Annotated in this window: 17 protein-coding genes and 2 pseudogenes; 9 read left to right on the plus strand and 10 right to left on the minus strand. The window is 56.7% G+C overall.

From position 1 onward, the window contains the following. Positions 1-340: 340 nt before the first annotated feature. Positions 341-1,309 (minus strand): IS5 family transposase, encoded by a 969-nt coding sequence (locus RFER_RS04695; RefSeq protein ID WP_011463261.1) that lies wholly within the window; start codon positions 1,307-1,309, stop codon positions 341-343. A gap of 88 nt (positions 1,310-1,397) precedes the next feature. Between RFER_RS04695 and RFER_RS04700 the strand changes: the two genes are divergently transcribed. From RFER_RS04700 to RFER_RS04710, 3 genes are all read left to right on the plus strand, one after another. Continuing rightward, the gene (locus RFER_RS04700) at positions 1,398-1,736 is read left to right on the plus strand and encodes a thioredoxin family protein (protein ID WP_011463262.1); all 339 of its coding nucleotides are present in this window, start codon (positions 1,398-1,400) and stop codon (positions 1,734-1,736) included. A gap of 274 nt (positions 1,737-2,010) precedes the next feature. Continuing rightward, complete coding sequence (locus RFER_RS04705) at positions 2,011-2,538, plus strand: DUF3750 domain-containing protein (RefSeq protein ID WP_244095803.1); 528 nt, start codon at positions 2,011-2,013, stop codon at positions 2,536-2,538. 253 nt (positions 2,539-2,791) lie between these two features. Further along, entirely contained in the window at positions 2,792-3,424 is a 633-nt protein-coding gene (locus RFER_RS04710) for a flavin reductase family protein (RefSeq protein ID WP_011463264.1), read from the plus strand. 487 nt (positions 3,425-3,911) lie between these two features. On the opposite strand, the pseudogene RFER_RS23315 reads toward RFER_RS04710, so the two are convergent. The 3 genes and pseudogenes from RFER_RS23315 to tnpB all read right to left on the minus strand — a co-directional run. Beyond that, positions 3,912-4,103 (minus strand): annotated as a pseudogene (locus RFER_RS23315) (glycerate kinase); the annotation flags it as partial. A gap of 100 nt (positions 4,104-4,203) precedes the next feature. Continuing rightward, entirely contained in the window at positions 4,204-5,256 is a 1,053-nt protein-coding gene (uxuA, locus tag RFER_RS04720) for a mannonate dehydratase (RefSeq protein ID WP_244095804.1), read from the minus strand. Then, positions 5,222-5,503, minus strand: a complete 282-nt coding sequence (tnpB, locus tag RFER_RS25070; RefSeq protein WP_166485662.1) for an IS66 family insertion sequence element accessory protein TnpB — start codon at positions 5,501-5,503, stop codon at positions 5,222-5,224. Before tnpB ends, uxuA begins: the two co-directional genes overlap by 35 nt. 332 nt (positions 5,504-5,835) lie before the next feature. On the opposite strand from tnpB, the gene RFER_RS04730 reads away from it, so the two are divergent. Genes RFER_RS04730 through dgoD form a run of 3 tightly spaced genes read left to right on the plus strand, consistent with a single transcriptional unit; the run spans position 5,836 to position 8,745 of the window. Continuing rightward, positions 5,836-6,891 carry a 2-dehydro-3-deoxygalactonokinase gene (locus RFER_RS04730; protein WP_011463267.1) on the plus strand — a complete coding sequence of 352 codons (1,056 nt, stop codon included), beginning with the start codon at positions 5,836-5,838 and terminating at the stop codon, positions 6,889-6,891. A gap of 12 nt (positions 6,892-6,903) precedes the next feature. Further along, positions 6,904-7,539: a 2-dehydro-3-deoxy-6-phosphogalactonate aldolase gene (locus RFER_RS04735; protein WP_011463268.1), complete on the plus strand. Its 636-nt coding sequence runs from the start codon at positions 6,904-6,906 to the stop codon at positions 7,537-7,539. A 57-nt stretch (positions 7,540-7,596) separates the two neighbouring features. Next, the gene (dgoD, locus tag RFER_RS04740) at positions 7,597-8,745 is read left to right on the plus strand and encodes a galactonate dehydratase (RefSeq protein WP_011463269.1); all 1,149 of its coding nucleotides are present in this window, start codon (positions 7,597-7,599) and stop codon (positions 8,743-8,745) included. Positions 8,746-8,905: 160 nt separating this feature from the next. Here the strand turns inward: dgoD and RFER_RS04745 are convergent, their stop codons facing one another. From RFER_RS04745 to RFER_RS23320, 5 genes are all read right to left on the minus strand, one after another. Beyond that, complete coding sequence (locus tag RFER_RS04745) at positions 8,906-9,721, minus strand: carbohydrate ABC transporter permease (protein ID WP_011463270.1); 816 nt, start codon at positions 9,719-9,721, stop codon at positions 8,906-8,908. A 10-nt stretch (positions 9,722-9,731) separates the two neighbouring features. Continuing rightward, entirely contained in the window at positions 9,732-10,532 is an 801-nt protein-coding gene (locus RFER_RS04750; RefSeq protein WP_244095806.1) for a carbohydrate ABC transporter permease, read from the minus strand. 239 nt (positions 10,533-10,771) lie between these two features. Beyond that, the gene (locus RFER_RS04755) at positions 10,772-11,965 is read right to left on the minus strand and encodes an ABC transporter substrate-binding protein (protein ID WP_011463272.1); all 1,194 of its coding nucleotides are present in this window, start codon (positions 11,963-11,965) and stop codon (positions 10,772-10,774) included. Between the two features lie 38 nt (positions 11,966-12,003). Continuing rightward, complete coding sequence (locus RFER_RS04760) at positions 12,004-13,101, minus strand: ABC transporter ATP-binding protein (protein WP_011463273.1); 1,098 nt, start codon at positions 13,099-13,101, stop codon at positions 12,004-12,006. Between the two features lie 301 nt (positions 13,102-13,402). Beyond that, positions 13,403-13,972, minus strand: a complete 570-nt coding sequence (locus RFER_RS23320; RefSeq protein ID WP_011463274.1) for a gluconokinase — start codon at positions 13,970-13,972, stop codon at positions 13,403-13,405. A 210-nt stretch (positions 13,973-14,182) separates the two neighbouring features. Here RFER_RS23320 and RFER_RS04775 point away from each other — a divergent pair, with 210 nt between their 5' ends. Then, entirely contained in the window at positions 14,183-15,217 is a 1,035-nt protein-coding gene (locus RFER_RS04775) for a LacI family DNA-binding transcriptional regulator (protein ID WP_011463275.1), read from the plus strand. A gap of 431 nt (positions 15,218-15,648) precedes the next feature. On the opposite strand, the pseudogene RFER_RS04780 reads toward RFER_RS04775, so the two are convergent. Next, a pseudogene (locus RFER_RS04780) lies at positions 15,649-15,819 on the minus strand (integrase); the annotation flags it as partial. Between the two features lie 77 nt (positions 15,820-15,896). Between RFER_RS04780 and RFER_RS04785 the strand changes: the two are divergent. Beyond that, positions 15,897-17,489 (plus strand): B12-binding domain-containing radical SAM protein, encoded by a 1,593-nt coding sequence (locus RFER_RS04785; RefSeq protein ID WP_011463276.1) that lies wholly within the window; start codon positions 15,897-15,899, stop codon positions 17,487-17,489. Between the two features lie 645 nt (positions 17,490-18,134). Further along, a complete protein-coding gene (locus RFER_RS04795) occupies positions 18,135-19,280 on the plus strand; it encodes an MFS transporter (protein ID WP_011463277.1) in 1,146 nt (381 codons plus the stop codon). Positions 19,281-19,391: the final 111 nt, after the last annotated feature.

Here is a 19,391-nt window from a genome sequence, read left to right on the forward strand (position 1 = left end):
TCGGGAATGGGCATCTGACGGCCAATATGAATGACTGCTGGCAGGTCGGCACAAGTCGAAAATTGAACCGCCAGAGAACTGCCCTTGGTGAGCGGCAGCAATGTGTCTTAAACAGTCGGCCACCCGGAAAACTGCCCAACACCCAGGCCAGTGACTCGTTAAGACACGCTGATGTTGACGGGGTTATAGTGATCGACAATTTAAGGCTATGGTGAATAGGTAGGGTCAAAGCGCAGGCATGGGCGTGCGACAACAAGGTTTTGCGAAATTGAAGGTAATTTCAGCGACTTTGTGCCCCCATTTGGTCTGCTGGGCGGGCCTATTGGCCCGATTTCTCGCCTCATGGGCGCACCTGTGCCATCAGTCTTTGGCGACTGAGGTAAATGTTGGCCAACGCCAATGCGGTGAACGCCCGCGTGGCGTTCTTTTGAAGACCACGATAACGCACCTTGCCAAACCCCCACAGGCGCTTAACGACACCAAAGACATGCTCCACGCGTGAGCGGATGCGTGACTTGTTGCGGTTCTTGGCACGCACTGCCTTATCAATGATTCCGGCGTAACGGGTGCGCTGGTTGGTGAAGTCTTTGGCCTTGGGTGCCTTGCTGGCAATCAGATCCTTCTGGCTGGCATAGGCCGAATCACCATAGACGCGCTGCTCGTTACCGTGCAGCAGATCGGGCAACGGATGCTTGTCATGAACATTGGCCGGCGTCACCACTGCGCTGTGGGCCAAGCCGCTTTGGCTATCCACTCCAATGTGGAGTTTCATCCCGAAATACCACTGCTGGCCCTTGCGGGTCTGGTGCATTTCGGGGTCACGCGCCTTGTCTGTGTTCTTGGTCGAACTCGGCGCTCCAATGATGGTCGCATCTACGATGGTGCCGGTATTGACCTTGAACCCACGCGCCTGCAGTTCCTTGCCAACCTTGGCAAATAGTTCCTCGCCCAGTTTGTTGTCATTGAGAAGCTTGCGAAACTTCGTGATGGTCGTTGAGTCGGGTACGGGCTCGCGCCCAAGGTCAATGCCTACGAAGCGGCGCAGACTGGCGCTGTCATACGGCGCCTCCTCGCAGGCCAGATCAGCAAGGTTGAACCAATGTTGGATGAAATGGATGCGCAGCATACGCTCAAGACCGATGGGAGGACGCCCATTGCCTGCCTTCGGGTAGTGGGGTTCAATGACTTCGCACAGAGCGACCCATGGGACGATGGCCTCCATCGTCTTCAAGAACTCGTCACGCCTCGTGGGCTTGCGGTAGTTCTCGAACGTCTGGTCGGCTGCCATGGCGAGGGTTTGTTGTTTCATCGGCAGATAACGCTTCACTCACCTCGGGCGTGGACCTTAATCATCAAAGCCTTAAGCCTTTATATATTCGTAGGCAGCTTGCAGTCTTATGACAATGAACGAAGTGTATGCCGGGATCGAACCCGCGCGCGCGGAAATCGACATGCTCGAAGGGCCCACCATGCTTGAGTTTGGCAGCCCGTCGTGCGGGTACTGTCGCGCCGCCCAACCGCTGCTGGCCTCCGCTTTTTCCGATCACCCGAACGTGCGCCGTATCAAAATCGCTGACGGTAGCGGCCGACCTCTTGGGCGTTCATTCAAAGTGAAGCTTTGGCCTACGTTGGTATTTCTCAGTAATGGCCGGGAAATCGCGCGCTTGGTTCGAACTGGTGACGCGGGCGCGATCCGCAGAGCCCTCGCGCAGATCGAATCATCGCCCCTGGCTTGACCGCACTCCAGTGGGTCCAGCAGACCCCGTCCACTGACAACAAGATCCAGAACACGGCCAACGGCAATGGTAAGCCCACTTCAAGAATCACTGCCGCCTCTGATAGTAGGTAATCTTGAAAAATTCTTCTCGCTTGATACGAACCGGTCTTGTGGCCTGCCTTGTCCATGTTTCTCAAGCTGGACTTGCGCAGGACAGTTCTCAGATCTCCGAAGTCCCGAGCAGGAGCTGGGCTAGCGCTCCAAGACACTCAGCCGGAATCGCTCCGAACCCGGTGCAACTGGTCGACCTCGCCATCGTTCAGGTCTATGCCGCTCCGACTTATGGCTGGCGAGGCTACTTTGCGGTGCATCCCTGGATCATCTACAAGCGCAGGGGCGAGACGGCCTACACCCGTTACGACGTGGTCGGCTGGCGTGCTCCCCAGGTGCTGCCGCGCAACTACGCCCTGCCTGACGGACTCTGGTACGGAGCACCCCCTGAGCTTTTAGTGGACCACCGAGGAAAAGACGCTGAATCCATGATCGATGACATCGAAGCCGCGATGCTCAGCTACCCCTACGCCGGCCGATACCGCAGTTACCCTGGCCCCAACAGCAATACATTCTTGGCGCACATCGGGCGACAGGTGCCGGCGCTCAAGCTCGACTTGCCCGCCAATGCCATCGGCAAGGACTACAGGCCGTTGACGAGCCCGGTGGGCATGTCTCCGTCCGGCTCTGGTCTGCAAATCTCGCTGCTGGGCTTGCTTGGCGTGAGCGTGGGGGGCAAGAAGGGCTGGAATTCAATATGCTGGGTCTGAATTTTGGGATTGACCTCAATGCGCCGGCGCTGCGATTGCCCTTCTGGGGACGTTTAGGATCTAAGCATGCGGCCACGCCTAGCCCCGTGTCGAGTCCAGACCGCGAACTGACTTATCAATGATACGGTGCCTGGTTGGTGGCGCAGCAGGGGCGCATGGGAAGAATTTTGGGGTAGCGAGCAGGGCGTAGCAATCAAATTTTCTTGGCGATTTGCCGCCTATCATTGAGCTCCAATCACACAGGAGCAACTTCGTGCAATTCGACCCTGCCCTTCAATCAAACGCAGACAACTACAAACTGTTGACCAACTTGGTGGTGCCTCGCCCTATCGCGTGGGTTACCAGCCAAAGTCAATCTGGCATTGTGAATCTGGCCCCGTTCAGCTTTTTCAATGCTGTTGGCAGCAATCCCCTTTATGTGGTCGTCAGCGTCGGCAAGCGCGACAACGGTGAACTCAAGGACACGGCAAAGAACATTCTGTCCAGCGGCGAGTTTGTGGTGAATATGGTGACTGAAGAACTTTTTGGCGCCATGAACATATCGGCTGCTGATTTTCCTCCGGACCAAAGTGAACTGGAGGCGACACGCCTGGAAACCGCGCCCTCGGTTCACGTAAAGACACCTCGTGTGGCCAAGGCTCAAGTCAGTCTTGAATGCAAGCTGTTCAGTTCGCAGGCGCTGGGTGACAACACACTGTTCATCGGGGAGGTGGTCATGTTTCATGTTGCAGACCATCTGATGGGTCCGCGCTTTCACGTCAACAACTTTGCGCCATTGGGCAGGCTCGGCTCGCCTTCTGTTTACTGTCGCACCACTGATCGGTTTGACATTGCGCGTATCTCATTCACAGGATGGCTGAACAAGGACAAGGCGCCAGGTAGCTAGGTCCCACACGACATAGCGGAACAGGGAGTTACATGCAACGTCGTGAAAACGCGTCTGGTTCAAATCGGCACTCAGTGGATGCGTATTGGGTTGGCTGGCGGTGGCGCTTGGCGGGAGTGGAATTGGGAAATTGAGTGGCTGCAATGGAGCGGAATGTAATTCGGCAGTGCAGCGGTTGCCGACATAGGTCTGCCTAAAATGCTCGCTCGATACATGACCATCACCCCAATACCCTGACCGTCAGCAATCCGGTGTCGATTTCGAGGATCGCTGCACCCGCCAACGACCAGGAGCAGCTATTGGGGCCTGTTGCCCCATTGCTGTCGGTAAGCGAAGCAATTTTTCAATATCGGTCGTTCACTCCGTTAGGGCGGAATATGCCATCGCTGCCCTGCGCGTCCACGATGGCTCAGAAACGCCGTGCACAATCAGCATAAAACAGGTGTCCACGATCGCTGAAATGCGCACTCCCGCGATCTGCTTCAATCTCATTGACCCGCGCTATAGCCGCCGATGCCGTGCCTGCGCCGATCACGATGGTTCTGCCTTTGGGCGGTGTTGGCAGGTGGGCCGGTAGGCACAGCGCCAGTTGAGCTGCGGCCACCGCGGCGTCAAAAAGTTGATGCAGCAAGGCGCGTTGATCAAGCTGCCCGCTTGGCGGAGGGGTTAAACGAGTCATGGCCGTGGAAACCATTGTTATGCAAATATAGGCTTCATGCGCTTGTATTGTTTTCGCTAGAAGCTATATATTTAATAGCAATCAAGATTCCGGGTTCGCGTTAATGGGCCGGTGGCGAGTACTTGCTGATCGCCTCCCACAAGCCGTTCAGGTAGACGGCTCCCAGCGCGCGGTCATACAGCCCGTAGCCAGGTTTGCCGGTCTCACCCCAGATCATGCGGCCATGGTCCGGTCGCACATAACCCTCGAAACCGATGTCGTGGTAGGCCTTGACGATGGCCGCCATGTCCAGCGAACCGTCGCAGGACCGGTGGGTGGATTCATAAAACGTCCCGTCCGGCTCCACCTTGACATTGCGCAGGTGGCCAAAGTGGATTCGGCCCTGGCTGCCGAATTCGCGCACCAATGCTTCAACGTTGTTGCACAAATCAGCGCCGAGCGAGCCCGAACACAGAGTCAAGCCGTTGGCTGTTGAGTCAACAATGTTGACCAGGCGCTGCAAGTCTTCGCGGTTCTTGACGATGCGCGGCAAGCCAAAAATGGGGCGCGGCGGGTCGTCCGGATGCATGGCCATCTTGATACCCACTCCTTCAGCGACCGGGATGATGGCCTTGAGGAAGTATTCGAGGTTGGTCCACAGAGTTTCCTCATTCACCGCTTTGTACTCGGCCAGCAAGCTTTTGAGCTGTTCCGGTTTGTAGCTGGCGTCCCAGCCGGGCAGGGCGATGCCTTTTTCCGGATCAATCTTGGCAACCGCCCTGGCGTCGAACGCCAGGGTGAAAGAGCCGTCAGGCAGCTCCTTGGCCATTTCGGTGCGGGTCCAGTCAAATACTGGCATGAAGTTGTAGCAGATCACTTTCACACCCACCGCCGCACAATGGCGGATGTTTTGCTGAAAGTTGGCAATGAGGCGGTCCCGCGTCGGCTTGCCCAACTTGATGTCTTCGTGGGTAGGCACACTTTCAACCACTTCAAACTTCAGCCCTGCGCCTTCAATGCGCGCACGCAGTGCTTGCAGCTTGTCCAGGGGCCAGACCTCGCCCACCGGTATGTCGTAAATGGCGGAGACTATGCCATACAGGCCGGGGATCTGGCGGATGTATTCGAGCTTGACGGGGTCAGTATCGCCATACCAGCGAAAGGTCATTTTCAAGGAGCTGCTCCAAGGGGGTGTGATGCCAATGTATCACGAAGCTGTTGCGGCTCCAGCCAGGAAATTTGAAGTGGTCATTTCCGTGGTTGCCAAAGACAAAAACGGTGTGGACAAATGGATTGAGCTGGAGGTCGTGTTCGATGATGGCCGACCGACCTTTGATGTTCTCGCAAAAGCAAACTGCCCGGCGATGAAGGTGCACCGCCAAGTCGGCGTTCAGGGGAAGGACGCGGTCAATTGATCGCATACAATGGTTTGCGAACGGGTCTCGTCCATGTCGATCTCCATGTAGGACATGATCGACCCAAACCCGCAGTTAGGGTTCGTACCTCATTGGCATCACGGACATCGCTTGAGCCTTGAATAATCCGATCTCCGCGCCGTCGGCGGCGAAGCCGCGAACGACACTACGATCCTGACTGTGGTAGTAGATACGTAGTTCCCGTCAGAGAAACTCCGCAGTGCTGGTCAGTACTGCGTTGGTGTACCGGTGTGGCTTAAGTGACTCAGACTTGTTGGGGTTTGCCTGTAATAAAGTACGCAAAATTTCTTGCAGCCGAATCTTTTTCGAACAAACCGATGAATCAGGCACGGTGTCAAACACAGCTAATCGCACTCGACTGGGGCACCTCGTCATTGCGGGCTTATCGCCTCGGTGCTGCCGGTCGGGTATTAGAGTTGCGCTCGTTGCCGTGGGGCGTGATGAAGCTGCCGGAGGTCGTGCTACCCGAAAATTCCGGCGACGATGGAAAAGCGGGCTTTGAGTTTGCTTTTGAAGAGGCTTGCGGCGACTGGATCCGTGCGGCACCGCACGCCCCTGTGATCGCTGCCGGGATGGTCGGCAGCCGCCAGGGCTGGCGCGAAGCTCCCTATCTGTCGTTACCGATTGCGGTCGATCGAATCGGAAGCACGCTGAGCACAGTGCATACCCGAAACGGCCAGATCGTGCATATCGTCCCCGGCCTCATCGAGAACTCGGCACTGCCAAATGTCATGCGTGGCGAAGAAACCCAGGTGATCGGCGCGCTCAGCATGCTCGATTTCGGTAAGACTCCGTCTCGCGCAGAACAACAAAATGAGCAGAACGAAATCCTGATCGGCTTGCCAGGCAGTCATTCCAAATGGGTACAGGTACGAATACAGCATCGTGAAGTACAAAGTCACATCGAACATTTCCACACATTCATGACGGGCGAGGTCTACGCAGCGCTATGCGAGCACACCATTTTGGGACGCGGCATGCCAACCAGCGATGTCAACGGTGACGATCATGCTGCGTTCGATCGCGGCGTCCTGGTACCTCAAACCCCGGCCGGACGTGCCGGGGTGCTGTCGACCATCTTCAGCACACGCACACTGGGCCTGACTGGCGAACTGGATGGCGCGGGCCAGCGTGAATATCTTTCAGGGCTGCTAATCGGCCATGAGGTAGCGGCATTGCAAGACTTGCTGGCGGAACAACGTCATCGGCCTGTGCGCGTCATACTGGTCGGTGATGCAGCATTGTGTGTTCGTTACACGCGTGCCCTCCGAGCATATGGACTTGATCAGATCGAAGTAGCGGGGCAAGCGACCGAACGCGGCTTATGGCAACTGGCAATTGCTGCCGGTCTGCTTAGTTGCACACAGCCATAATTGGACCATCACATGCTCAAAAACGCAATGCAACACTGTGGGCTGATCGCCATTCTGAGGGGGATTCGTCCGAATGAAGTCGCGGCCATTGGCCTAGCGCTGTATAAGGCCGGATTCAGAGTGATCGAAGTGCCGTTGAACTCCCCGCAACCATTTGAAAGCATACGTATATTGCGGGCGACGCTGGCCGCAGACTGTATGGTCGGTGCCGGCACCGTACTGTCAACACCACAAGTTGCAGAAGTAAAAAATGCAGGAGGCGAAATCATCGTGATGCCGCACAGCGACGTCAAAGTGATCGGTGCTGCCAAAAAGGCTGCAATGGCCTGCGCTCCAGGCGTGGCCACCCTGACCGAAGCATTTGCCGCGCTGGCCGCAGGCGCCGATGTACTGAAAATGTTTCCTGCCGAGCAACTCAGTCCAATCGTGGTCAAAGCATGGCGCGCGGTCATTCCGAGTGACGTTGCATTGATTCCAGTGGGCGGAATCACACCAGCAAATATGGCACCCTTTGTCGCTGCTGGTGCATCCGGCTTTGGCTTAGGCTCAGCGCTCTATAAGCCAGGTCTAAGCGCAATGCTGGTCGGCCAGAATGCCGACGAATTCATTGCCGCCTTGCGCTCCACGCAAAAGCAGAAATTAATCTGATTCAAACAAAATTAGCGTGGCTATTGGCAGACGCATTCATCAAGAAGAAAGCGAACAATGAAAATCACCAAACTTACCACTTACATCGTGCCCCCGCGCTGGTGTTTTCTGAAAATTGAAACTGATGAAGGTGTGGTCGGCTGGGGCGAGCCGGTAGTTGAAGGCCGGGCGCACAGCGTTGCGGCTGCCGTTGAAGAGTTATCCGACTATCTAATCGGCAAGGACCCGCGCAATATCGAAGATCACTGGACCGTGTTGTATCGCGGAGGCTTTTATCGCGGCGGCGCAATCCACATGAGCGCGCTTGCCGGGATCGATCAGGCGCTATGGGATATCAAGGGCAAAGCACTCGGAGTCTCGGTGAGCCAGCTGTTGGGCGGCCCGGTGCGCAACAGTATCCGCGTCTACTCTTGGATTGGTGGCGACCGCCCGGCCGATGTGGCAGCAGCCGCCAAAGATGCTGTGGCGCGCGGGTTTACTGCGGTCAAGATGAACGGAACGGAAGAATTGCAGTTCGTCGATTCGTATGAAAAAGTTGAAGCGGCCTTGGCCAATGTGGCGGCGGTGCGCGACGCAGTCGGTCTCCACGTCGGCATCGGCGTCGACTTTCACGGTCGGGTCCATAAGCCGATGGCCAAAGTCCTGATCAAGGAGCTGGATCAATACAAGCTGATGTTTATCGAAGAGCCAGTACTCAGTGAAAACTACGAGGCATTAAAGGAACTGGCGCCGTTGACCAACACCCCAATCGCTCTCGGTGAGCGACTCTATTCGCGCTGGGATTTCAAACGAATTCTCAGCGACGGCTATATCGACGTCATCCAGCCGGATGTCTCGCATGCCGGCGGTATCACGGAAACCCGCAAGATTGCCACCATGGCCGAAGCCTACGACGTCGCAGTTGCGCTGCACTGCCCGCTCGGCCCGATAGCGCTGGCCGCGTGTCTGCAAGTCGATGCCGTGTCGTACAACGCCTTCATCCAAGAGCAAAGCCTGGGCATCCACTACAACCAAAGCAATGACTTGCTGGACTATCTGACACAGCCGGAAGTCTTTGCCTACGATAAAGGCTATGTGACGATCCCGCAAGGTCCGGGATTGGGGATTGAAATCAATGAAGAATACGTCAAGGAGCGCGCCGCTATCGGCCACCGCTGGCGCAACCCAATCTGGCGCCATAGGGATGGCAGCTTCGCCGAATGGTAGAAATACAGTTTCTGAAATTGGCTAGTTGCCGCAAGGGGAAGAACCGAGGTCCTCTGTCTGAGACGATGTGGCCTGTGCGCCACGCTGCAACGCTTTCCTCTAGCCGGTCGCGGCGTGACAAACCTGATCGGAAGGCCGGTTCCAGGGTCTGGGGGGCGAATTACCCTTTGACAGCGCCCATCGTCAGACCCTTAACCACGTATTTCTGGAAAATCATCGTCAGAACGATCGCTGGCGTCATGATAGCCACGGCGGCAGCCATCACGCCACCCCAGTCGACTTCGGCATAGGATAGAAAGTTGTAGACGGCGATCGGCAGGGTTTTGGTCCGCTCCATACTGAGCACTTGTGAGAACATGAAGTTGTTCCAGGAAAAGATGAACGACAGCGTTGTGGCGGTGATGATGCCAGGGCCTGACAGGGGCAGGATTATTTTCAGAAACGCCATCTGTCGCGTGGCACCGTCGACCATGGCCGATTCTTCGAGCTCGCGCGGAATCGTGCTGAAATAGGTCGACATGATCCAGACCACGATCGGCAGCGCGATCAGCATATGCGAGAGGATCAGCGCGACATAGCTGTCCATCAGGCCGAGTCGCGAGAAAATGATGTACCAAGGCATCAGGAAGGAAATGCCGGGCATCAGGCGCGCCAGCAGGATAAATACGGCGAGCTTTTTCTGCGCGTAGCGCGAAATCGAGTAGGCCGCCGGCAGTCCAAGCAGTAGCGACAGGCCGACCGCCATCGCACCGACGATGGTCGAGTTAAAAAAATATTTCAGAAAGTCCTGTTCTTCGAAGACCTTGCGGTAATTCTGTAGCGTTGGTTCAAAGAGCAGCTTGGGCGGCCAGGAGATGATGTCGACCTGTGTCTTGAACGATGAAGTCAGCATCCACAGGAAAGGGAACAGCACGACCAGCGCAATGATCAGGACCAGCAGGTAGAACAGGATGGTGGTAACGATTTTGTTTTTCATGCCAGCTTCCTCAGTTTTCGCTGGATGCGCGCAGCTTCATAATACCCAGGCTGCATAGCAACACCACTACGAACAGCGCCACCAGAATGACCGACGACTGGCCCATGCGGAAATACTCGAAGCTGTACTTGAAGCCCATGATGTTGAGCGTCTCGGACGCGTAACCGGGGCCGCCACCGGTCATTGCAAAGATGATGTCGAAGGTCTTCAGCGCATCGATCAGGCGCAGAATCATCGCCGTCAGGACGACCGGCATGACCATCGGGATGGTGACATAGCGCAGAATCTGCCACTCGCTGGCACCGTCCACGCGCGCAGCTTCGACCGGCTCCTCCGACAGACCGGCTAGGCCGGCGAGCACGATCAGGGTGATCATGGGCGTCCACTGCCAGACATCGACCAGGACCAACGACGCAATGACGGTGTTTTCGCTCGATATCCAACGACCCTGCGGCAGCCCGAGCGCGTCGAGGGCGAAATTGAGCAGGCCGATGGTCGGGTCGTAAAAAAGATTGAAGACGATGCCCACCGCGACCGGCGTGGCCACTAGCGGCAGCAAGAGCAGCAGCTTGGCGAAGCTCCTGCCGACGAAAGCGCGGTTCAGAATCAGTGCAATGGCAACGCCCAGCACCACCTCGATCGCCACGGCAGACGCCGTGAAAGAGAAGGTTCGGCCAATTGCGTGCAGAAAACGTGGCTCGTAGAAAACGCGCAGGTAGCTGTTGAGACCGACAAAAGACGGTTCCATCCCCGAGGTGAGATTCCAGTTGGTAAAGCTCAGGTACAGGGTGTAGAGAATCGGAAACACCATCAGTAATCCGATGAAAATGACGGCCGGAAGTGGAAACAAAATTCGCAAATTCCGTTCGGTAAAGCTTGACTGGATCATGACTGGTCTTCTAGGCGAAAGTTCTTGAGCGATCTCAACCTGGCATGCGCGCCGTCTACCGAGGTGAACAGCGCGCGTACCAGTCAACCGACAGGGCGCTTATTTGCCGTATTCGTCGCTGTCCTTCAGCAGTTCATTGACCCGATTGACTTTTTCCTTGGCTATCTGATCGAGCTTGGTGGACGTGCCCTTGGTGTTGATCGACTCGATGGCAGTTCGCCGATGAGGTCGCGCGCTTCGCCCACAGCGCTCATGTAGGGCCGGTCAACCGGCGTGCCGTTCTTGGCAGCAAAGGCGCGCGTCTCGATCAGACCGGGATTCATCTTGCTGCGCACGACCTGGTCCTCCCAAACCGATGAACGTGCCATTGTGATGTTGCCCATCATGCCTTTGACCGCCATTTCCTTGCTAGACGCCCAGTTCAGGAACTTCATGGCCAGGTCTTTTTTCTTGGACTGGCTAGCCACCGAGATGCCCCAAGACGAGACGATGAAAGGCGAATTGGTCTTGGGTCCGGCCGGGAAGTTGGCAATTGCGAAGTTGGCCACCGGGATTTGTGTCTTGGATTGATCGACGACCTGGCCATAGAACACCGAGGCGTCGGTCCACATCGCGACCTTGCCGGCCTGGAACAGCGGCATGATGTTTTCCCACGACATCGAAGTCACGCCCTTCGGGCCATAGTTGCCGAGCAGTTTGCCGTAATAGCGTATCGCGTCGATGGCTGGCTTCGAGTTGAAGACCGCTGCGCCTTTGTCGAGATACTGGCCGCCGTAGTTGAAGATGTAGCTCGACGCCTGGGTTACGGCTGCCGCACCCTTGCCACGCGAGGCGATACCGGCAACGCTTTCGGAATTGAGCTTCTGGGCGGCTGCCTCGAGTTCATCGAAGTTGGTCGGCACTTTCAGCCCCGCCTGTTGCAACAGGTCTTTGCGGTAATAGAGCACTTGCCATTCGGTGACCAGCGGAACGATGTAGGGTTTGCCGCCAAAAGAGGCGGCGTTCATGATGTTTTTCGGATAGTCGCTGAAGTCGTAGCCAGTCAGGGGCGCGTACCAGCCGTTTTTCGAGAACATCTTGCCTTCCTGCAGTGGGCGCGTCATGAAGACGTCGACGGTGGAAGATTTGGTGGCGAATTCGGTGGTGAGCTTTTGCGTCAGCTGGCTTTCCTGCAAGCTTTCGACGTTGACCTTGATGCCGGTGCTTTTCTCGAACTGTGGAATCGACAGCTTGAGCAATTCACCGTACGGGTGGTTGGCCACCAGCACGCGGATTTCACCCGATTGCGCCATTGCCCCCGCGCAGAGGCACAGCGAAGTCAGTGCGACCCCGATTTTTGACAGTTTATATTCCATGAAAACCTCCAAGTTAAAAGAGTAAAGTACCACCCACCCTAAACGATGGCGTCTGAGGTGTTCTTGTCGAACACGTGCATGTTGGCCATATTGAAATCGATCTGGATCGTTTCGCCGACACCGATCGGCTGCTTCGGCACGGCCATGCGCGCCACCAAGGCATGCGCGTCGCAGCTCAGGTGCGCGAAGATCTCGGAGCCGAGTAACTCCACCACCTCGGCCCTGGCGCTGATCGTGCTGCCGACGTCGGCACCCGGTTGATGCAGCGCAATGTCTTCCGGGCGAACGCCGAAGACCACCTCCTTGCCGGCGTGCGCAACTAGATTGGCGCGGAAGGCTTCAGGCATGGCGACGCGGAAGCTGCCACCATCGATGAATAACTGACCGGCCTCGTTGACCAGACGGGCGTCGAAGAAATTCATCGCCGGCGAGCCGATGAAGCCGGCGACGAAACGGTTGACCGGCTGGGCATAGACTTCCATCGGCGCGCCGCTTTGCTGCACCACCCCCTTGTTCATGATGAAGATGCGGTCGGCCATGGTCATGGCCTCGACTTGATCGTGCGTGACATAGATCATGGTTGCACCCAGGCGGCGGTGCAGTTTGCTGATTTCGGCACGCATCGCAACGCGCAGCTTGGCGTCCAGGTTGGACAGTGGCTCGTCAAACAGGAACACCTTGGGCTTGCGTACGATGGCGCGGCCTACCGCCACGCGCTGGCGCTGGCCACCGGAGAGTTCTTTGGGCTTGCGTTCCAGCAGTTCGTTGAGTCCGAGAATGTCGGCGGCCTCCTGCACCCGGGCGTCGATCTCGGCTTCGGAGAGCTTGCGAATCTTCAGGCCGAAGCCCATGTTCTCGCGCACGTTCATGTGCGGGTACAGGGCGTAATTCTGGAACACCATGGCGATGTCGCGGTCCTTGGGGGCCATGTCGTTGACCAGCGTGTCACCGATGTAGATTTCGCCCGAAGTGATTGTTTCCAGGCCGGCGATCATGCGCAAGGCGGTCGACTTGCCGCAGCCCGAAGACCCCACCAGCACGGCAAATTCTTTGTCCTGAATTTCGATCGATAGATCGTTGACGACGGCGACGGATCCGTACCGTTTGACGACGTTTTTCAAAGTGACTTTGGCCAAGTGCGATTACTCCTTCTTCAAGTGGGCTGCAGGTTCAATGGCGGGTAGGCGTCCACGGGATAGTTGCTCGTCGGTGCACTGCCAAAGATACGACACCTTACTCCGCATCGGTCACGTTGTCCAAGATGAGCCTTATCCAACGAGGTACGAGCCTGAAGCGGTGTGGGGAGAGATCGCGCATGATCTAAAGTTGCGCCAAGAGATCATCCGGATCACTATCGCCGTCAAGGCCAGCGCAATCGACTTCTCCACTATGTACTCCGAGGTCAGTATGCTTAATTTCATCAATTTCTCCGATCCTCTATTTGGCGTTTGAATGACAGCGCTGGGCATCGATCCACTCGATCGCCTTGGCGCACAACACGGAAGGCGCCAGCGCACCATCCAACTGAAGTACACGCTCCTCGCCGCGAGGATCCTCCAGGGCCGCAAATTGGCTTGCAACCAGGCTACTGGGGAATGGATGTCCCCCAAATCGAGCTTGTACCCGCGCATTCGCGAGTTCCTGCGTGACGCTGAGATGCACGAAGCTTAACCGCTGAATCGCTTGGCGAAGGCGCGCCCGATAGGCACGCTTAAGCGCAGAACACGCCAGAACCGCCCCACCGGGATGACTGAGCAATTCAAGACCGAGACGATCCAACCACCCTTCCCGGTCCGCGTCGTTTAGGGCTATTCCCTGGCTCATTTTTTGGATGTTTTCTGGCGGATGAAACTGATCACCTTCGATGAAAGTCAGCTTCAGCGCGTCGGCCAAGTGCCGCGCCAGTGTTGACTTGCCGCACCCTGCGACTCCCATGACGATGAGCGACAGACCCTCCCGAGGATGATCGGATGATGGTGATGGCACGGATATCTGAGCCTGAATCATTGACGGTTCTCAAAATAGATAGCGCTATCTTAACGATCGATTTATATAAATCGAATTAGGGTTTACCCTATATTTGTTGAGTCTGATTGATGTAACGCAATAAAATTGTTTCACTGTAAATAGAAAGGAAAAAGGGTTGAGCGTATGACTTTGACCCAACATGCGCTGCTCGCCCGGTTACTAGATAGCGATATCTGATAGGATTCCATCATGGTCAGCAAAAAACGGGATAACAGGGCTTCAGGTCGGGTCACGCTCGATGACGTGGCGTTGGCCGCAGGTGTGAGTCGCATGACGGTTTCGCGTGCACTGCGCGGGGACCGCAAGGTTGCGCCTGAACTGGTGGCACGTGCCATTCAGGCAGCCAACCGGCTGGGTTATGTGCCTGACCCGGCTGCGCGCGCTCTGGCATCGAGCAAGAGTTCGCACGTGGCGATACTGATTCCGCTACTTTCGAATCAGCTATTCGTCGATCTGCTGGAAGGAGTTCAACGCACACTCTTGCCAACTGGATACCAGACGCTGATGGGGGTCACTCACTATGATGCGTCCGAAGAGGAGCAACTGCTCAAAGGGTATCTGATGCATCGCCCTGCCGGGTTGCTGGTTACAGGGTCGGAGCACTCAGAGTCGACCAAGCAGCTCATTGCCAAGAGTGGTATTCCTTGTGTGCACCTGATGGAGACTCTGGCGCAGGATGGAATCTACAGCGTGGGATTTTCCCAGCGCGACGCGGCACGCGTCGTTACTCAACATTTGATAGACACGGGACGCCGCCGGATTGCCTTTGCGGCAGCGCAGCTGGATCCACGCACACTTCAGAGAGCGCATGGCTACCGTGATTGTCTCAAGGAGGCGGGCTTATACGATGCCACTCTCGAGTGGCAGAACCCGGCGCCTTCTTCGCTGAAGATCGGAAGCACCATGTTCGAACAGATACTCAGCATTCGCCCTCGCGTTGACGCCATCTTTTTCTGTAACGATGACCTGGCCCAGGGTGGTTTGCTGGCCGCATTGCGCATGGGCATCAAGGTGCCGCGCCAGGTTTCTATCGCGGGCTTCAACGATTTGCCGGGCAGCGCTGAATTCGTTCCCAGCCTTACCACTATCAAAACACCACGTTGGGAGATCGGTGTTCGAGCCGCGAAGATGCTGTTGCAGCTGATGCGCGGTGAGCCTGTCGCCGAGCCCAACGTCGATTTGGGGTTTGAGTTGGTTCTGCGGCAAAGCACCGCCGTCGCTTGACCCATTTCCGAGTTAAGCCTGAGTGAGCACAACAGTTGCCCGATGACACCAGCTTCTGGTCATTGGCGGATGACAGCTTCCCACTTTTGGGATCATCAGTGAACGTCAGCTTCCTACTTTCACCGATGACCGTTCAGGGCACGATGCGGCCAATATGAACGACTGCTGGCAGGTCGCCATAACTCGAAAATTGAACCGCACGTGAACCGCACGTGAACTGCCAGTGGTGAGCGGCCGCAATGTGTCTTAATGAGTCGGACATACGGGAGGCGCGGGTAGCGGCTAAACCATCGTCGACGACGATTTCACACCTCGGACTGGCTGCTCCAAAGCAATGGGATGAACGCCCCCACCTTAGACGGCATCGTTGTGTGCCAAAGTGGAGTAGCGTAGCGCCACATTTCTTCGCCAGGCAAGAGACTTCGGCGGCGTTAAGCCTCTGTGTACTCTGCCATCTCAAGAGCATCATCAAACTCGATGCCTAGATAACGTACGGTGCTCTCAACTTTGACGTGGCCAAGTAAAAGTTGCACAGCGCGCAGGTTCTTGGTGCGCCGGTAGATGAGCGATGCCTTGGTGCGCCGCATGGAATGAGTCCTGTACCCATGCCGAATCTGGAGATCACGTCAGGGGGTGTCTTTAACGAAGCTGGTTTGGATGAGGGTTCGATAATGCGCGCATGGTTCCCTCTGATGGCCCCGCTATTGTCCTGACCACCCTCAACGCGAAGTACATCCACGCCTCGCTTGGTCTTCGCTACCTGCTGGCCAATATGGGGGCGCTGAAACGGCAGACGGTGCTGCGGGAGTTCACCATCGCGCGCAAGGTACCGGAGGTGGCGGCCGAGCTGCTGGCGACTCTGGGTGAGCCGCTGCCGGGCGTAGTGCAGATCATTGGGTTTGGCGTCTATATTTGGAACGTGACCCAAACGACGGAAGTGGTGCGCTTGCTCAAAAACCAGCGGCCAGAGGTCAAAGTCGTGTTGGGTGGGCCCGAGGTCAGCCATGAACTGGGCGAGCAGGAGATTGTCCGCCTGGCCGACCATGTGATCACCGGCTGGGGTGATGTGAGTTTTCCAAAGCTGTGCCGCGCCTTGTTGCACGGGTCGCAGCCGCTGATGAAGATCATCGCGGGCGAAGAGCCGCCGCTGGACCAGCTCGTGCTGCCTTACGCCGAGTACACCGATGCCGATCTGGCGCACCGTCTGCTCTATGTGGAAGCCTCGCGCGGCTGCCCATTCAAGTGCGAGTTTTGTCTGAGTTCGCTCGATAAGACCTCGCGCGCCTTCGATCTGGACGCCTTTCTGGACGAAATGCAGGGTTTGTACCGGCGCGGTGCGCGCAATTTCAAATTTGTGGATCGCACTTTCAACCTGAAGGTCGATTCCTCGGTTCGCATTCTGCAGTTCTTTCTGGACCGGCTGCCCGCGCCCGATGCGCTCGGTAACGAGATATTCGTTCATTTTGAAGTTGTGCCCGATCATCTACCGGACCGGCTCAAAGTCCTGATCGCGAAATTCCCGCCCGGCGTACTCCAGCTTGAAGTGGGAGTGCAGAGTTTTAGCATCGCGGTGCAACAGCGTGTCTCGCGCAAGCAGGACAATGCAAAAACCGAGGCCAATTTGCGCTGGCTGGTGGCACAGTCCAACGCGCATCTGCACGCCGACCTGATTTTTGGTCTGCCGGGTGAGACGCTGGAAAGCTTCGCTACCGGCTTTGACCGCTTGCATGGGCTGGGCCCGCACGAGATTCAGCTCGGCATCCTGAAGCGCCTGCGTGGCACGCCGATTGTTCGCCACAGCACACCCTACGGCATGGTGTACGACCCCGATCCGCCCTACACCGTACGCCAGACCGGTGCGGTGGATGCCGCCACGCTACAGCGCTTTGCTCGGTTCTCGCGCTATTGGGACATGATCGCCAACTCGGGGCGCTTCACGCGCACCTTGCTGGTGTTGCTGGCTGGTCCGTCACCGTTTTATTTCTTTCTCGATTTTGCCGACTGGCAGTGGCTTAAAAGCGGCACAACCAGCGGCTTGACACCGGAGGCGTTGGTGGACGCGATGTTTGACTACCTCTGCACCCAGCGCGGCCTGCCTGCCTTGACCGTGCAACAAGCGCTGCTGGCCGACTACGTTGCCAGTGGCGCGCGCGCCAGTCCGCAGGCACTCAAAGGGCTATTGCCAGAACGCGAAGCGCCCCAATTGCTGGGCGCCAAAACGCTGGCGGACCGCCAAGTGCGCCACCTGGCGGTCCGCCAGACGGCGGACTGAACCTCCATGTAGTTGAAAGGAGCTCAACTCTCCCGCTTTTTGGTTACCGTGACCAGTCTGATGGGCGGCTTTGGGGCAGGTAGTCCGAAGTTTCAAATCGACATCAAAAATGGCAAGCGGCCACCCGAGCCACACGCTCGCACGACTTTTTAAGACACATAAGAGCCGTTCACGATAGGCATCTTACTGGTTGCCCAGTTCGACTCCGGCGAGAAGCCGATCATGACGTTTGGCATCGTTCCCATTGCCGACGGCCACGGTTTTGAAGACCTGACATTCGTGGTCAAGACCAGATAAGCCAGAGCAGTCATTCAGATTTCGGGATCAAGCTCTTCGATTGGCGGTCGGCGATATCAAATGTGGATGCTCATTGAAGGTGGCACTTATTTCCCGCACTAGGAGTCTGGGCGCCCGAATGATTTCGGCGAGCGGGACTTTCGCCCTTAGTCACCAAAAGTTGCCCGTTTCGTCAGTCGACATTGGTGGCGTGCAGTATGCTTTCTGCCATGTGTTTCATCCAACCGAGCACGGCCGCATTCGTGTGGCCAAATCCACTTTGGCAGACGCAGACAAAACCACAAAGCGCCTCACTTAGATCGCATTTGGCAAGCCAACCCGTAGTGAGATACTTGCAACACTGCACGCATGCGCCCACTTCCCCTCATCATCGTCCTCCTTGTACTCGACCACGTGGCCTTCAATGGTAGCCGCATCGCGGTGTCGCTGTTTGCCATCCAGCAACACTCATCGGCACTGACAGTTGGCAGTTTGATCGCGCTGTATGCGTTGCTCCCTGCGCTGTTGTCGGTCGCTGCCGGTCGCTGGATCGATCGCATCGGTATCAACAGGCCAATGTTGGTGGGATCCATTGGTATTTGTCTGGGAACGCTCGCGCCTGCGGTATTGCCGCAATTGGCCGCGCTGTACATCACTGCGGTACTGGTGGGAGTTTCTTTTATGCTGATTAATCTTGCGGCTTATCATGCGGTGGGCGAAATGAGCCGGCCTGCGGACAGAACCATAAACTTCAGTTATGTAGCGATGGGCTTTTCTACCTCGGCTTTCGTCGGCCCCATGCTGACGGGCGTTTGCATAGACAACCTTGGCTACCGCAGTACATTTTTGGTGCTTGCGTTGTTCACCGTGCTGCCGATCATTGCCTTGTCGGCCAAGCTATTGCCTAATGCAGCGCCGCGTGCCGCACAAGACCGGGGCGTCAATGGACAGGTCTTTGATTTACTGAAAAACCCGGCGCTGCGTCGCCTCTTCTTTGCCATGGCAGTGTTGACGGTTGGTTGGGATGTCTATAACTTCGCGATTCCGGTGTACGGTACATACATTGGCCTCAGTGCCTCGCAAATTGGTATCGTGATGGGTGCTTTCGCCGCGGCAACTTTCACCGTGCGACTGGCGATGCCGTTAATTATGCAGCGCATGCATCCATGGGGTTTGCTGAGTGCCTCGCTGCTCATGGCGGGTCTGGCATACTTGGCGATGCCATTCACGCACAGCGTAGGCCTGCTGATGGTAATTACCTTTGTTCTGGGCCTTGGTTTGGGTGCGCCCCAACCAATGGTGCTGACGCTCTTGCACCAGTTCGCACCGCGGGGTCGCGCGGGAGAGGTTCTGGGCCTGCGCACCACACTCATCAACACCAGTCAAACCGTCATGCCGCTGTTGTTTGGCGCGGTTGGCGCCACCTTTGGTATGCCTCCCTTATTTTGGGCCATGTCTGCCGCACTTCTGGGCAGTTGTGAGTTTGCTCGGCGGGCGGGCAAGCGCCGTCCTTGATGGCAATTCATTTCGGCAGCATGCCAGTTCGCCGATAACACGTGTGAATGTGTCGATCCTGCTGCTCGTCTCTATGGGGCGATTTGACAGAAAAAACCTAAATCGAAATGC

Source organism: Rhodoferax ferrireducens T118, from assembly GCF_000013605.1.
Lineage (GTDB): Bacteria > Pseudomonadota > Gammaproteobacteria > Burkholderiales > Burkholderiaceae_C > Rhodoferax > Rhodoferax ferrireducens.